This window comes from Paraburkholderia sp. BL18I3N2 (assembly GCF_003001875.1).
GTDB classification, from domain to species: Bacteria; Pseudomonadota; Gammaproteobacteria; order Burkholderiales; family Burkholderiaceae; genus Paraburkholderia; species Paraburkholderia phytofirmans.
In genome coordinates, this window is the sequence record NZ_PVNC01000003.1 from 64,533 (window position 1) to 79,324 (window position 14,792).

A 14,792-nucleotide genomic window follows, 5' to 3' on the forward strand; every position below is an offset into this window, starting at 1 on the left:
CGGGCAGAGTCTAGCATAGCGGTAGAAACCAATACTGTCTTGCGATTGGGTCGATGCCACGGTTTTCCTTATTGGACTGGCCAGTGTGAAAAACATGATATTGGCTTGACCATTTGATCGATTCTGCGCTTTAATTTCCTTAAATTGGACTGGCCAGTTGAACCGCCCACGGTTTGGCGGTCTGCCGCGAATCCCGACGAAACGGAGACGAGATTGACGAATGCCACGCAGCGCGGGCCCAGTCCTGCGCCTGAGCCGCCCATATCCCAAGAGATCCTGCAACTCAAAGGTGTGAGCAAGCGCTTTCCAGGGGTCGTCGCCCTCGATGGCATCGACCTCGATCTGCGCGCCGGCGAAGTCCATGCTGTGTGCGGCGAAAACGGCGCGGGCAAATCGACATTGATGAAAATCATCAGCGGTCAGTATCGCGCGGATGAAGGCGAGGTGCGCTACCGCGGTGCGCCCGTGCAGTTCTCCTCCACCTCTGACGCGCAGGCGGCAGGCATTGCGATCATTCACCAGGAACTGAACCTTGTCCCGCACCTGTCGGTCGCGGAAAACATCTACCTTGCGCGCGAACCCAAACGCGGCCCGTTCGTGGATTACCGCACGCTGAATAGCAATGCACAGCGGTGTCTGCAACGCATCGGGCTGAACGTGTCGCCGATCACCCTCGTCGGCGCGCTTTCGCTTGCGCAACAGCAAATGGTGGAGATTGCAAAGGCGCTGTCTCTGGATGCGCGCGTGCTCATCATGGACGAACCCACGTCCTCGCTGACGGAATCGGAAACGGTCCAGCTGTTCCGGATCATCAGAGAACTGCGCGCTGGCGGGGTGGCTATTCTTTACATCTCGCATCGGCTCGATGAGATGGCTGAGATTGTGGACCGCGTTACGGTGCTGCGCGATGGCCGTCACATTGCAACGAGCGATTTCGCCTCGACCACGATCAACGAAATCGTGGCCCGAATGGTGGGACGCCCGCTCGACGATGCCTATCCGCCACGCCAGTCCACTCCCTCGAATCAGATCCTGCTGCGCGTGCGCGACCTGCAAAGGACAGGCGTTTTCGGCCCGCTTTCGTTCGAACTGCGCAAGGGCGAGATTCTAGGCTTCGCGGGTCTGATGGGCGCGGGGCGCACCGAAGCCGCCCGCGCGATCTTCGGCGCCGAGCGGCCCGATTCCGGTTCGATCATGCTGGGCGACGAGCCTGTCGCGATCGGCTCACCGCGCGAGGCCATTCGCCACGGGATTGCATACCTGTCCGAAGACCGCAAGAAAGACGGCCTCGCACTCTCGATGCCGGTTTCCGCAAACATCACGATGGCCAACGTCCGGGCCATTTCATCGCGCGGCTTTCTGCGTTTCTCTGAAGAGACGGCCATCGCCGAGCGCTATGTTCGCGAACTCGGCATCCGTACACCGACCGTCAAGCAGATCGCGAGAAATCTGTCGGGTGGCAATCAACAGAAGATCGTCATCAGCAAATGGCTGTATCGCGGCTCGCGCATTCTGTTTTTCGACGAGCCGACCCGCGGCATCGATGTCGGCGCGAAATACGCGATTTACGGCCTCATGGACAGACTGGCCGCGGACGGCGTTGGTGTCGTCCTGATCAGTTCGGAGCTGCCCGAACTGCTCGGCATGACCGATCGTATCGCCGTGTTTCACGAAGGGCGTATCACCGCGGTCCTTGAGACCAGACAGACCAGTCAGGAGGAAATCTTGCACCATGCATCAGGGAGAAGTCATGCTTGAAATCACATCGGGCCCTAACCAGGCTCTCGACAGGCAGGTACAGCAGCGACGCCGCGACCTGATCCAGAAATTCGCCGCACTGGGTAGCCTCGTGGTGCTGATCGTCGCGTTTTCGCTGACCAGTGCGGCGTTTTTCTCGGTCGGCAACCTGATGACGGTTGCGCTGCAGGTCACGTCCATCGCGTATCTCGGTGTGGCCGCAACGTGCGTCATCATCACCGGCGGCATCGATCTGTCGGTCGGCTCAGTGCTGGCGCTCTCGGGCGTCGCAGCCGCCCTGTTGGTCAAGGCGGGCGTACCCATACCTGTCGCGATGCTCGGCGGCATGCTCGTCGGCGCCGCGTGCGGATGGGTCAACGGTACCTGCGTCACGCGTATGGGACTGCCGCCGTTCATCGCGACCCTCGGGATGATGCTGGTCGCGCGCGGTCTCGCCCTGCAGATCACCGGCGCAAGACCGGTCTCGGGGCTTGGCGACGCGTTCGGCGAACTGGGCAACGGTGCCCTCTTCAGGATCTCCCACATCGGCGCAGATGGTTTTCCGGACACCGTCTTTCCAGGCATTCCGTACCCCGTCGTGATCATGGTGGTCCTGTTCGCGGCTGTCTCCATCCTGCTTTCGCGAACGTCGCTGGGCCGTCACATTTACGCGGTCGGCTCGAACGCGGAAGCGGCGCGACTCTCCGGCGTCAACGTGCAGGGCGTCAAGCTCTTTACCTACGTGCTCTCCGGACTGCTCGCCGGCGCCACCGGCTGCGTGCTGATGTCGCGCCTCGTCACCGCGCAGCCGAACGAAGGCGTGATGTACGAGCTCGACGCCATCGCAAGCGCGGTAATCGGCGGCACGTCGCTGATGGGGGGCGTCGGCACGATCTCCGGCACCGCCATCGGCGCATTCGTGATCGGCGTGCTGCGCAACGGTCTGAACATGAACGGCGTATCGAGCTTCATCCAGCAGATCATCATTGGTGTCGTCATTCTCGGCACCGTATGGATCGATCAACTCCGAAACCGGAAGTTGTAATCAGAAGACGAAGTCCCAACCACAATCAAGGAGCGAGACATGAAAAAGTTATCCGTGCTGGCTGCGGCCGCGGCGATGTGTGCAATGTTCAGCGCGTACGCGCAGGCGGCAGGCGGCGAAATTGCCGTGATCGTGAAAACGGCGAACTCCAACTATTGGCAGAACGTCCAGAAAGGCGCCACGGCCGCGATGGCCGATGCGAAGGGATACACGATGACCTTCCAGGGTCCCGCGGCAGAGTCCGCCATCGCGGATGAAGTCAACATGGTCGAGAACGCGGTGAACCGGCATGTCGCCGGCATCGTGCTGGCGCCGTCGGACCCCGATGCGCTCGTTCCGGCCATGAAGAAAGCGTGGGAAGCCCATATTCCCGTGGTGCTGATCGACTCAATCGTGTCCGATGCGGGCAAGCAGTATTACCAGTCGTTCCTGTCGACCGACAACACGAAGGCCGGCGAGCTCTGTGCGCAGGCGATGATCGATCGTGTCGGACAGACCGGCAAGATCGCGATCATGTCGTACGTGCCGGGCGCAGGCTCGGAAATCGGCCGCGTCGGCGGATTCCGCAAGTACATCACAGCGCATTCCAAGCTGCAGGTGGTCGGGCCGTTCTATTCGCAATCGCAGATGGCAACCGCGCTGAATCAGACGACCGACGTCCTGTCGGCCAATCCGGACCTCAAGGGCATTTTCGGCGCGAACGAGCCGACCGCCGTGGGGATGGGGCGCGCGCTGGCTCAGTCGGGAAAAGGCGGCAAGGTCATAGCGATCGGCTTCGACGGCAACCAGGACCTGCAAGGGTTCGTTCGCGACGGCACGATTCAGGCAATCGCGGTTCAGAGCTCCTACCAGATGGGCTACAAGGGCATCCAGACCCTCGTCAATGTGGTCGAGCGCAAACCCGTCGCAAAGCAGGTGGACACGGGCGTCATGATGGTCGAAAAACAGAACCTGGACTCATCCGAAGCAAAGAACGTTCTCTACTAATGAACGCGTCGGCGTGGCGTCTTTTGCAGCCGTCCGCCGGCACCTCCTCCATTCAGACATACCCTCGATGAAAGCCATTGCAACGCACGCGCTGCCACGAAGCGGATTGGCGATGACCACGCTGGGCCTCGGCTGCTCACAACTCGGCGGACTCTATAAGCCTATGTCAGCCGCAGAGGCCAACGCGCTAGTCGACTGGGCGTGGGACGCCGGCATCCGCTATTTCGATACGGCGCCGTTCTACGGCTATACGCTCTCCGAACGGCGAGTCGGACATTCGCTGCAGATGCGCGAACGGGAGCGCTACGTACTGAGCACCAAGGTCGGGCGGCTCATGCGGCCCGATGCCACCGTCCAGCCCGGCGACGACGGGTGGGCACAACCCCTGCCCTTCCGCCCTCGTTTCGACTATACGTTCGACGGCATCATGCGCTCGTACGAGGATAGTCAGCAACGTCTTGGCATACAGACGATCGACGTCCTCTATGTCCACGATATCGGCGCTGCCACGCATGGCGATCAGCATTCACGCTACTGGGAACAACTGACTCAGGGAGGCGGATTCCGGGCGCTCGCCGAGCTGCGCGACTGCCGCGCCGTTTCCGCGATCGGGCTCGGCATCAACGAATGGCAAGTCGCCGTCGACGCGATGCAGGAAGCCGATCTCGACCTCATCCTGCTGGCGGGCCGCTACACGCTGCTCGAACAGGAAGCGCTCTCGCCATTACTTGATCGATGTGCGGGCAACGACGTCCGGGTCGTCGCCGGCGGCGTGTTCAACTCCGGCGTACTCGTGGGCAACGGCAAGTTCAACTATGCCGATGCGCCGGTCGAAGTAGCAGACAGGGTTGCGCGCCTCGCCGCCGTCTGCAGGCGGTTTGAGGTTCCGCTCGCCGCCGCGGCTCTCCAGTTCCCACTCGCGCATCCGGCCGTGGTGTCCTGCGTAATCGGCGCGAGCAGTATTGCTCAGTTGCAGCAGAACATCGCCTGGCTCGAAACGCCGCTTCCGCCGGAACTGTGGCAGGCCTTGCAGCGCGAGGGGCTAATCGCAGAATCGGCCCCGGTCCCGGAGGTCTGCGCGTGACGCTCCGAATCGACGCTCACCAGCACTTCTGGCAGATTGCCAGCCGCGACGGTTACTGGCCGCCGCACACGCTGGATACCATCCACCGGGACTTCGGTACGCAGGACCTCGAACCTTTCCTCGCGCGATCCAACATTCAGCGCACAGTGCTGGTCCAGTCACTGCCGACGCCGGAAGACACGCGCTATCTGCTCGATATCGCGTCCGCATCGAGCGTCGTGTCGGCAGTCGTCGGATGGGTGGACCTGAAGTCCGCCGGGGCGTCGGCAAGTCTTGCGATGCTGGCCCGTCATCCAAAATTTCGCGGCGTTCGACCCATGCTGCAGGATCTTGAGGATGACGACTGGATCGACGACCCGATGCTCGAACCTGCGGTTGAGGCGATGCTCGAGCACGATCTCAGTTTCGACGCGCTCGTCACGCCTCGCCATCTGCACGCGTTGCTCGCGTTCGCACGCCGGCACCCGCGCCTGCGCGTCGTGATCGACCACGCGGCAAAGCCGCCGATCGCGTCCGGTCAGTCTGGACCGTGGCACGCCGCGATGAGCCGGCTTGCCGAACTTCCCAACGTCCATTGCAAGCTCTCCGGACTCTGGACGGAAGCCGGTCCTCATCCAGACCTCACCCTTGTCGAGCCATACGTGCGCGCCGTGTGTGAGTGGTTCGGGGCGTCACGGCTGATGTGGGGCAGCGATTGGCCCGTGTCCAGACTGGCCGGCCATTTTGGTGACTACGGCGACTGGCTCGCCTGGTGCGAACAATGCTGCGACCGCTTCCTCGGTCCTGAAGCGCACGCCAGCGTCTTTGGCGGCAATGCATGCCATTTTTACAGGATCGATCATCCGTCCGACGATCGACAAGCCCAATAGAGAGGATGCCAAAATGCTTAGCGTCATTTGCGAATCGCCCGGCGTACTGCGCCATGAAGAACGCGAGCCGCCTCGCCGCGCCGACGGTGAAGTGCTGCTACGGGTTCGCCGCGTCGGTATCTGCGGCACGGACATGCACATCTATTCGGGGAATCAGCCCTACCTGCAATATCCGAGAGTCATGGGGCACGAGTTGTCAGCCATCGTCGCCGAGGCTGATCCCGGCGCGCACGTTGTGCCCGGCGATGCCGTCTACGTGATGCCGTATCTGTCGTGCGGAAATTGCATCGCCTGCAGACAGGGTAAAACCAACTGCTGCGTCAACATCAAGGTGCTCGGCGTGCATCGCGACGGCGCGTTGACGGAATATCTGTCGGTACCCGCTCAGTTCGTCCACAAGGCCGACGGCGTGACGCTGGATCAGGCGGCAATGCTCGAGTTTCTCGCCATCGGCGCGCACGCGGTACGTCGTGCGGACGTGTCGGCAGGCCAGCGGGTTCTCGTCGTGGGCGCCGGCCCCATCGGCATGGCAGCCATGCTGTTCGCGAACCTGCGCGGCGCACGCGTGGCCTGCCTGGACACGCGCGCCGATCGTCTTGCGTTCTGCCGCGAGCACATTGCCGTGTCGACAGTTCAGATCGGGCCGAATGACGTCGATGAGTTGTCGGCGCTCACCGATGGCGAGTTCTTCGACGTGGTGTTCGATGCGACGGGCAACGTCAAGGCGATGAACCGCGGTTTTGAGTTCATCGCCCACGGCGGGAAATATGTGCTGATTTCGATCGTCCCGGGCGAGATCGCCTTCTCCGATCCGGAGTTCCACAAGCGCGAGGCGACCCTGCTCGGCAGCCGCAACGCGACCGCGGAAGACTTCGAAACGGTCCTCGACGCGATGCGCGCGGGCCGCATCCCCGACAAGGCGCTCAATACTCACCGCATGAGCCTCTCGGACGTACCCACCGAGTTCCCGAAACTGATGGAGCCCGGACAAACCGTCGTCAAGGCGCTGGTCGAGTGCTAACTGAACCCCGTGGTGGAATCGTTCGAGATGAGTGAACCTATTCTTCAGTTTGGCACCAGCCGGTTCCTCCAGGCACATGTCGCACTGTTCGTTTCGCAGGCGCTTGAGCGGGGCGACGCGATCGGCGGCATCTGCGTGGTGCAGACGACCGACAACCCGTCCAGCCAGGCGCGCATCGCCGCACTGGCCCAGGCAGCCAGTTATCCGGTGAAAATCCGCGGCAGGGAGGGCGGCGCGATCGTGGACACGGTCGTCGATTGCCGCGCCATCCGCGCTGCGTGGATCGCCAATCGCGACTGGGCGATGATACGGCACGCGGCGATTCATGACGTGCGCGTGATCGTGTCGAACACGGGCGACATGGGCTATCGCCTCGACGAGCGCGATTCGCCGGCCCTTCTCGCGCTGGAGGGACAGGCACCGCACAGCTATCCCGCGAAGTTGCTCACGCTTCTTCATGCACGGTGGCGTGAACGGCCTGACTCGGGCATCTCGATCTTTCCGTGCGAACTCGTCGCCAGCAACGGCGACACGCTGCGCGATCTGGTGATCGGCCTGGCTCGACAATGGGCGCTGCCGGCGCCGTTTGTCGCCTATCTGTCGCAGCGATGCATCTGGGTCAACTCGCTGGTCGACCGCATCGTATCGGAACCGATCGAACCGGTAGGCGCGGTGGCCGAACCCTACGCGCTGTGGGCGATCGAGCGGCGCGCAGGCATGGAACTGCCGTGTACGCATGAAAACATCGCACTGACTGACGACCTGCGCAGCTACGAGCAACTCAAGCTGTACTTTCTGAACCTCGGGCATACGTGGCTCGCTGATCAATGGCTCGCGCAGCGCCGAAGCGCCACCGAGACTGTCTTCGATGCGATGAACGATGGGCCGCTGCGCGACGGCATCGAGGCTGTGTGGGAGAAGGAAGTGTTGCCCGTCTTCCGTGCGATGGGTTTGCGCGCTCGCGCCGTGCAGTACGTCGCGAGCGTGCGCGAACGGTTTCTCAATCCGTACCTCGATCACCGCATCGCGGATATCGCCAATAACCATGTCGAAAAGGTCCGGCGGCGAATCCTGCCGCTGATAGAGCTCGCCGACTCGCTGTCGGTCGGATCCGGTCAGACGCGTCTGCGCGAAACGCTCGCACGGCATGGACTGACGTCCTCAACGCAAAGGGCGGACGCATCATGACAGATCAGACAATCGTCGTCCTTCACAGCGACGACAACGTAGCGGTGGCATTGCGGGCACTCGAGGCGGGCACGCCGGTTGAAGCGGGTGGGCAACGGGTCGTCGTCAGAAGTTCCATTGCGGCTGGCCACAAGCTGGCTATCCGGCGCATCGCGCGCGGCAGCGCCGTGACCAAATATCGGCAGACAATCGGTATCGCGCTCGGCGACGTTGAGCCGGGCGAGCACGTGCACGTTCACAACGTCGGCATGCCGGAGCATCATCCGCATCGCCCCACGCACAGCGACGCGGTTCGTAGCCTTGCACCCGTGGACCGGTTGGAAGCGTTTCAGGGGTTCGTGCGCGCAGATGGACAGGTTGGAACACGCAACTACGTCGGGGTGATCGCCAGCGTCAACTGTTCCGCCAGCGTCTGTCACGCGATCGCGGACGCCTTCAGGGGCGACGCCATGGACCCGTTCAGCACGGTGGATGGCGTCGTCGCGATTACCCATCAGAGCGGGTGCGGAATGTCTGCTACGGGTGACGGCATGGCCTTGCTTCGGCGCACGCTGACCGGCTACGCCTGCAACCCGAACTTCGCGGGCGTGCTGCTGGTAGGCCTCGGTTGTGAGGTGAACCAGGTCAGCGGTCTCACGAAGTCCCTCGAAGCCGGCAGCCCTGCCCTTGTCGAAACCCTTGTCATACAGGATGAAGGCGGCGTACGCGAGACGGTGGCGCGCGGTATCGCCATCGTCCGGGAGATGCTGTCGGCGGCCAGCCGCCTAAGGCGCATCGAGGTCCCTGCCGCGCGTTTGAAAGTGGGGCTGCAATGCGGCGGCTCGGACGGATATTCGGGAATCACAGCGAACCCCGCTCTCGGCGCAGCCGTCGATCTCCTCGTACGTCATGGCGGCACGGCGATCCTCTCCGAGACGCCGGAAATCTATGGCGCGGAGCATCTGCTGACCGCACGGGCGGTATCGTCCGACGTCGCCGGGCGACTGCTTGACAAGCTGCGCTGGTGGGAGCGGTATGCCGCCGAAGCAGGTGGCGACATGAACAACAACCCCTCGCCCGGCAACAAGGCGGGCGGCATCACGACCATCCTGGAAAAATCGCTGGGCGCGGTTTCGAAAGGCGGAAGTACCGCGCTCAATGCGGTCTACGAATATGCCGAGCAGGTGTCGGAATCCGGCCTGGTCTTCATGGACACGCCGGGCTACGACCCCGTGTCCGCAACCGGTCAGATTGCGGGCGGTGCCAATCTGGTCTGCTTTACGACCGGGCGCGGTTCGGTGTTCGGTTCGAAGCCGGTGCCGACCATCAAGCTCTCGACAACCACAGGCTTGTTCGAGCGGATGCGCGCGGATATGGATTTCAATTGCGGTCAGATCGTAGACGGTTCGCTCACCGTCGAACAGGCCGGCGCGCAGATATTTCAACTCATGCTGGACATCGCGTCGGGTACGAAGACCCACAGCGAACAGAACGGCATGGGCGATCGCGAGTTCGTGCCCTGGCTGCGCGGCGCGATCATGTAACAGTCGCGGCTTGCTGCAACCGATTGAAAGTCCGACGCGGCGCAGGAATCTCAGACTCCCGAGGGGATCAGGAACCGTATCCCATGGACACAAACGCACCCGAATCGACGCCGCAGGATGGCGTGAAAGAATTCCGCCTGTCAGCGCAGCAGAGATGCTTGCTTGACGAGGCGCTTGCACTGCTGATCGACACGCGCTCGCGCGCGCTGGACGTGGCGGTTCAGGTCTGTCGACGTCGAGGCAGCGCCGTCCCCGATGTGCACGACTTTCAACTGCCCGCGATCATCGAACTACAAAGGCGGCTGGAAGGAACGCGCGAGCGGTTGGACGACATGCTCCCACGGAAGTTGTCTGTGCTTGCGGCTAACGGCACGTGCGATCTTCAGTGAAGCGGACCTCCATTCACACGCCGGCGCATCGGTAATAGATCGATCCGAGACCCTTCGAGGTATGCGCCTGATCAACCCGACGCTCCAAACAATTGCACCATCACGGCGCGGAGCCAACGATTGCCCGCTTCGTGGTGATACCTGGCGTGCCAATGTTGCCGAACGGCAAAACCGTCCACGGGAACCGGGCACCGATGGACCGCCAGATCGTTGACCTTCGCCAGCGTCTCGCCGATGTGTCGCGGCAACGTGGCGATCAGGTCGGTGCTCTTGATAATTGCGCCCAGCCCAAGAAAACCCGGTAGCTCCAGCACGACATCGCGTTCGACGTGTGCGCGCACCAGCCCCTGTTCCAACAGCTGCGCGCCCGTCCCCGCCGTAATCGCGACATGCCCCTCCGCGCTGTATTGCTTCAACCTCAACCTCGCGCGCAGCCGCGGGTGATGGCGATTCGTCAGGCACACCCAATCCTGCGTGTATAGCTGCTGCTGATAAATCCCACCGCCCAGCCAAGGCACGTGACCGATCGCGAGGTCGGCTTCGCCCGATTCCAGCGCGCGTTCCGTATTGCCGTCGATTCTGGCGGCTTCAAGACGAACGCCCGGCGCCTGCGCGCGGACATGCGCCAGCATCCGCGGAAGCAACGTGATGTGACTGGCGTCGGTCATGCAGATACGGAACCGCCGTTTTGCGGTGGCCGGATCAAAGGCGATCTCCCACGCCACGAAGCGCCGCAGCGATTCGAGAATTTCCCGGCATGGGCCAATCAGCGCATCGGCTTGCGGCGTCGGCGCCATGCCGCCCGGCGTGCGGATGAATAACGGGTCCTGCAGATGTTCCCGCAATCGACCTAACCAGATGCTGACGGTTGGCTGGCTCTGTCCAAGCTGCTCGGCCACGCGGGTGACGCTGCGCACGTCATAGAGCAGATCGAATAGCTGTAATAGCTTCAGATCGGGGAGTTCAGTCGAATCCATGTCTGTATTGTCTGGCGCAATGACGCTATTGTATCCATTGCATTGCCGATATGAACGCCGAATCGTATCTTGATCTCCACATTAAGGAGACGGCAGTGAAGATTGCGATTCTGGGCGCGGGCGCACTGGGCTGTGCGATTGGCGCGGCGCTGACCGAAGGCGGCAACGAGGTCTGGCTGCTGAACCGGTCGGTGGCGCACGTGGCGGCCATGCGACGCGATGGTCTGCGGGTGGACGATCCCAATGGTTCCCGCCAGGTAAGGGTCCGAGCCACCACGCTGGCCGCGGAGGCTGGCGCCGTCGATCTGGTCGTCGTGCTGGTCACGTCGTTCCACACCGAAGCCGCGATGCGCGGCGCAATGGAGCTGATCGGACCCGAAACGCTGGTCCTTTCGTTGCAGAACGGCCTTGGGCACGAGGATGTCCTCGCCGACATCGTGGGTCGGGAGCGGGTGCTGGCCGGCAAGACATACGTCGGCGGGGTGATGCGCAGCCCGGGGCACATCGAGTCAGGCGTCGCCGGCAAGGCCACTTACATTGGCGAACTCGACGGTCAGGTCACTTCCCGCGCCACCGCCATTGCCGAAACCTTCACTGCCGCCGGACTGGCCACCACGGTCAGCGACAACATCGTCGGCACGATGTGGGACAAGCTCCTGGTCAATGTGGCGACCGGCGCGCTGACGGGCACCACGGGTCTGACCTACGGCCAGCTCTACGAAGAGCCGCTTCTGAAGGCGACCGCACTCGCAGCGATCGCCGAAGCGATGGCGGTCGCCCGGGCCGCTGGTGTGACGCTTTCCACCACGGATCCCGAGCGCCCGTGGACCCTCGCCGGCGAAGGACTGTCTCCTGCCTTCAAGACCTCGATGCTGCAAAGCCTCGAAAAAGGCTCCATCACCGAAATCGACTTTATCAACGGCGCGGTCGTGCGCTGGGGAAAACGGCACGGCGTTCCGACCCCGGTCAACACGACGCTGGTGGCCTGCATCAAGGGCATCGAGCGTGCCATGACCGACCGACAACACAGCAACAAGTTGCATGGGACCAAGGAGACAACCGCATGAACGGCAGCAAGGCCTATCTGGAACATGTCGCCATCTGGGTGAAGGACATTCACTGGCACATCCGTTTTTTCGAAGACGTGCTCGGCATGACGATGCGCGAAGTCGACGGCACGCGCGAGGAACCCCGGCAGTACTGGACGCTTGGCGGTCTGCAATTCATCCATAACCCGGATTACGACGCTCCTGAGGGCCGGCTCGGACACCTGGGCGTGATGTGTGAAGACATGGAGGCCGCGCTGGCCGCCGCACAACGGTACGGCGTCAGCGAAATGCCACAGGGGCGCAACTGGTTGCGCCTGCCGGACGGCCTCGCCGTCGAACTGATCCAGGCGAAGCCGGCCTCGTGCGTCGCGCGGGCACTTGAGATCGACCCACGTGCGGAGGTGTGACATGACGATCGTTGATAAATACTGGGACGACGCCAGCGAAGGCGACGAGTGCGTGAGCCCGACCTATACGGTGACCAAAGAACGCATTCTGGCGTATGCCGACCTCACTGGCGATCACACGCCGGTGCATGTGGACGAGGAATACGCGAACGCGAGCCACTTCGGCTCGATCGTGGCACACGGCCTGTTTGGACTGTCTATCGCCGATGGGCTCAAGACTCAAAGTGACTACCGTTTCCTTCCCGGGATGTCGCTCGGCTGGACATGGGACTTCAATCTGCCCATCAAGGTCAACGACGTGCTGCACGTGAAATTCCGCGTGGGCGCGATGCGGGCGAGCAAGAGTCGACCCGGCTGGGGCATCGTTGTGTTGCCGTCCGAGTTGATCAATCAGGACGGCCAGGTCGTCCAGCATGGTGAGCACCGCCTGATGGTGCCGCGCCGACCGGGAGCGTTCTGATGCAAGCCCGTCCTCTCGAAGGTATTCGCGTCGTCGACTACAGCCACTTTCTGGCAGGCCCGTACGTGGGACGGTGTCTCGCAGCGCTCGGCGCCGAAGTCATCAAGGTGGAGCGCCCCGGCAACGGCGACGCCGGGCGCCAGCATGCCACCGTGCTCGATGACGAACAAAGCGGCTACTTCCTGCAACTCAACATGGGCAAGCGGGGCGTCAGCGTCAACATGAAGGACCCGCGCGGGAAGGACTTCATGCAGCGCCTGTGCGATTCGGCGGACGTATTCGTCGAGAACTACCGGCCGGGCGCTCTGGACAAGCTCGGGCTGGGCTATACGGAGCTGGCCGCGCGAAATCCGAAACTAGTGTACTGCTCGATCTCGGCCTATGGCCATACGGGACCGGATGCGCATCGCGCCGGCTTCGGCCTGATCGCCGAAGCGAAGAGCGGCATCATGCAGATGATCGGCACTCCCGGCGAGCCGCCGCCGCTCATGCGCATCTCGCTCGGCGACATGTACACGGGCATCCACGCCGTGGCGGCCATCAACGCCGCGCTGCTCGGTCGCGTGAAGAGCGGCCGGGGGCAGCACATTGACATGGCACTCTACGACACGCTGGTGTCGATGCACGAATACGCAGTGCAATGCTACACGCTGCAAGGCGTCGTTCCAGAACAGACTGGTCACGACATGCCCACTTCGACGCTCTATGGCGTGTTCCGCGCCGCCGATGGCGACCTCGTGATCGCGGCGCAGGTGGACGACGCGTGGAAACGCTTTGCCGGCCTCGTCGAGTCCCATGGCGGACGGTCCGGCTTCGGAGCCGACACGCGCTTTCATGACGGCGCGGGACGCAATGCCAATCGTCTGGACATTCTGTCCGTAGTCCAGCCCTGGGTTGCCAGCCGGCCGGTGGCCCAGGTGCTGGAACTACTCGATGGCATCGACGTGCCTTGCGCGAAGGTACAGCGCATCGACGAGGTGCTCGCCGATCCGCAGATCGTCGCGCGGGGCATGGTGGTCGAGCAGCAGCATCCGCGCTACGGCACGCTGCGTCTACCGAACCTGCCCTTCCGCTTCTCCGACTGCGATACGACGATCCGCGAGGTCGCGCCCGACCTCGGTCAGCACAACGCGGAAGTCGCGCAGTCACTGGGCTTCGGCGCTGCCGAAATCGACGCCATGCAGACCGACGGCGTGCTGTATTCAAACGCGAGGCCATGATGACTGACCAGTACGCGGTGATCGGCAACCCGATCGGCCACACGAAATCCCCATTGATTCACGGTCTTTTTGCGCAAGAGACGCAGCAGGACATGTCCTATACGGCCATCGAAGGTCCACTAAGCCCGCAGGAGGCGTTTGCCGAGACCGTGAACGCTTTCAGGGCCGCGGGTGGCAAAGGGATGAACGTCACGGCGCCCTTCAAGCTGAAGGCGTTTGCGATGGCCGATGAGCGCAGTGAGCGAGCGCAACTGGCCGGAGCGGCTAACGCGCTGAAGTTCGAAGACGGCCGGATCGTGGCGGAAAACTTCGACGGCGTGGGACTGGTGCGCGATATCGAAGTCAATCTGGACCTGCCGATGGCCGGCAAGCGCGTCCTGGTCCTTGGCGCTGGTGGTGCGATGCGCGGGGCGTTGCTTCCCTTCCTCGCGGCGCGGCCCGTTGAACTGGTTATTGCAAACCGCGACGTGGCCAAAGCCGGGGCGCTGGTGGCGCAAGTCGGAGCGCGCGCCTCGCTTATCGCCTGCGGCTATGGAGACCTTGCAGCGATGGGCCGCTTCGACCTGGTGGTGAACGCCACGTCGGCCAGCCTCACTGGTGAGTTACCACCGGTCCCCCCGAATGTGTTCAACCCGAAGGGAGCGGCCTACGAACTGGCCTACGGCAAGGGACTGACTCCCTTCCTGCGCCTCGCGCGCAATGCGGGCGTGCTCGGCATCGCGGACGGCGTCGGCATGCTGGTGGAACAGGCGGCGGAAGCATTCGCATGGTGGCGTGGCATCCGGCCCGAGACGCGGTCCCTCATCGACCAGCTTACCGTTCCCCTCGATTGAACA

Annotated in this window: 15 protein-coding genes; 14 read left to right on the top strand and 1 reads right to left on the bottom strand. The window is 63.0% G+C overall.

Features of this window, described 5'->3' with window-relative positions; translation table 11 throughout:
- Window positions 1-213: 213 nt before the first annotated feature.
- The 9 genes from B0G75_RS09865 (at window position 214) to B0G75_RS09905 (ending at window position 9,843) form a co-directional block, all read left to right on the top strand.
- Complete coding sequence (locus B0G75_RS09865; protein ID WP_106303921.1) at window positions 214-1,758, top strand: sugar ABC transporter ATP-binding protein; 1,545 nt, start codon at window positions 214-216, stop codon at window positions 1,756-1,758.
- On the top strand, window positions 1,751-2,782 hold the full coding sequence (locus B0G75_RS09870; RefSeq protein WP_106303924.1) for an ABC transporter permease: 1,032 nt from the start codon (window positions 1,751-1,753) through the stop codon (window positions 2,780-2,782). The genes B0G75_RS09865 and B0G75_RS09870 overlap by 8 nt, the downstream gene beginning before the upstream one ends.
- 39 nt (window positions 2,783-2,821) lie before the next feature.
- Window positions 2,822-3,769, top strand: coding sequence for an ABC transporter substrate-binding protein (locus tag B0G75_RS09875; RefSeq protein WP_106303927.1), 948 nt, complete (start codon window positions 2,822-2,824; stop codon window positions 3,767-3,769).
- A 67-nt stretch (window positions 3,770-3,836) separates the two neighbouring features.
- On the top strand, window positions 3,837-4,853 hold the full coding sequence (locus B0G75_RS09880) for an aldo/keto reductase (RefSeq protein ID WP_106303930.1): 1,017 nt from the start codon (window positions 3,837-3,839) through the stop codon (window positions 4,851-4,853).
- Window positions 4,850-5,722, top strand: coding sequence for an amidohydrolase (locus B0G75_RS09885; RefSeq protein ID WP_106303933.1), 873 nt, complete (start codon window positions 4,850-4,852; stop codon window positions 5,720-5,722). The genes B0G75_RS09880 and B0G75_RS09885 overlap by 4 nt, the downstream gene beginning before the upstream one ends.
- Window positions 5,723-5,735: 13 nt before the next feature.
- Window positions 5,736-6,743, top strand: coding sequence for a zinc-binding alcohol dehydrogenase family protein (locus B0G75_RS09890; protein ID WP_106303936.1), 1,008 nt, complete (start codon window positions 5,736-5,738; stop codon window positions 6,741-6,743).
- Window positions 6,744-6,770: 27 nt separating this feature from the next.
- The gene (locus B0G75_RS09895; protein WP_106305543.1) at window positions 6,771-7,931 is read left to right on the top strand and encodes a D-mannonate oxidoreductase; all 1,161 of its coding nucleotides are present in this window, start codon (window positions 6,771-6,773) and stop codon (window positions 7,929-7,931) included.
- Window positions 7,928-9,454, top strand: a complete 1,527-nt coding sequence (locus B0G75_RS09900) for a UxaA family hydrolase (protein WP_106303939.1) — start codon at window positions 7,928-7,930, stop codon at window positions 9,452-9,454. The genes B0G75_RS09895 and B0G75_RS09900 overlap by 4 nt, the downstream gene beginning before the upstream one ends.
- Window positions 9,455-9,537: 83 nt before the next feature.
- A complete protein-coding gene (locus B0G75_RS09905; RefSeq protein WP_258194332.1) occupies window positions 9,538-9,843 on the top strand; it encodes a hypothetical protein in 306 nt (101 codons plus the stop codon).
- A 71-nt stretch (window positions 9,844-9,914) separates the two neighbouring features.
- On the opposite strand, the gene B0G75_RS09910 is transcribed toward B0G75_RS09905, so the two are convergent.
- Complete coding sequence (locus B0G75_RS09910; protein WP_106303942.1) at window positions 9,915-10,820, bottom strand: LysR family transcriptional regulator; 906 nt, start codon at window positions 10,818-10,820, stop codon at window positions 9,915-9,917.
- A gap of 95 nt (window positions 10,821-10,915) precedes the next feature.
- Here B0G75_RS09910 and B0G75_RS09915 point away from each other — a divergent pair, with 95 nt between their 5' ends.
- The 5 genes from B0G75_RS09915 to aroE are packed head-to-tail and all read left to right on the top strand — an operon-like array spanning window position 10,916 to window position 14,789.
- A complete protein-coding gene (locus B0G75_RS09915) occupies window positions 10,916-11,887 on the top strand; it encodes a ketopantoate reductase family protein (protein ID WP_106305546.1) in 972 nt (323 codons plus the stop codon).
- Complete coding sequence (locus tag B0G75_RS09920) at window positions 11,884-12,276, top strand: VOC family protein (RefSeq protein ID WP_106303945.1); 393 nt, start codon at window positions 11,884-11,886, stop codon at window positions 12,274-12,276. The genes B0G75_RS09915 and B0G75_RS09920 overlap by 4 nt, the downstream gene beginning before the upstream one ends.
- Window position 12,277: 1 nt before the next feature.
- Window positions 12,278-12,736, top strand: a complete 459-nt coding sequence (locus B0G75_RS09925) for a MaoC family dehydratase (RefSeq protein ID WP_106303948.1) — start codon at window positions 12,278-12,280, stop codon at window positions 12,734-12,736.
- Window positions 12,736-13,956 carry a CaiB/BaiF CoA-transferase family protein gene (locus B0G75_RS09930; RefSeq protein WP_106303951.1) on the top strand — a complete coding sequence of 407 codons (1,221 nt, stop codon included), beginning with the start codon at window positions 12,736-12,738 and terminating at the stop codon, window positions 13,954-13,956. Before B0G75_RS09925 ends, B0G75_RS09930 begins: the two co-directional genes overlap by 1 nt.
- Window positions 13,956-14,789, top strand: coding sequence for a shikimate dehydrogenase (aroE, locus tag B0G75_RS09935; protein ID WP_106305549.1), 834 nt, complete (start codon window positions 13,956-13,958; stop codon window positions 14,787-14,789). The genes B0G75_RS09930 and aroE overlap by 1 nt, the downstream gene beginning before the upstream one ends.
- Window positions 14,790-14,792: the final 3 nt, after the last annotated feature.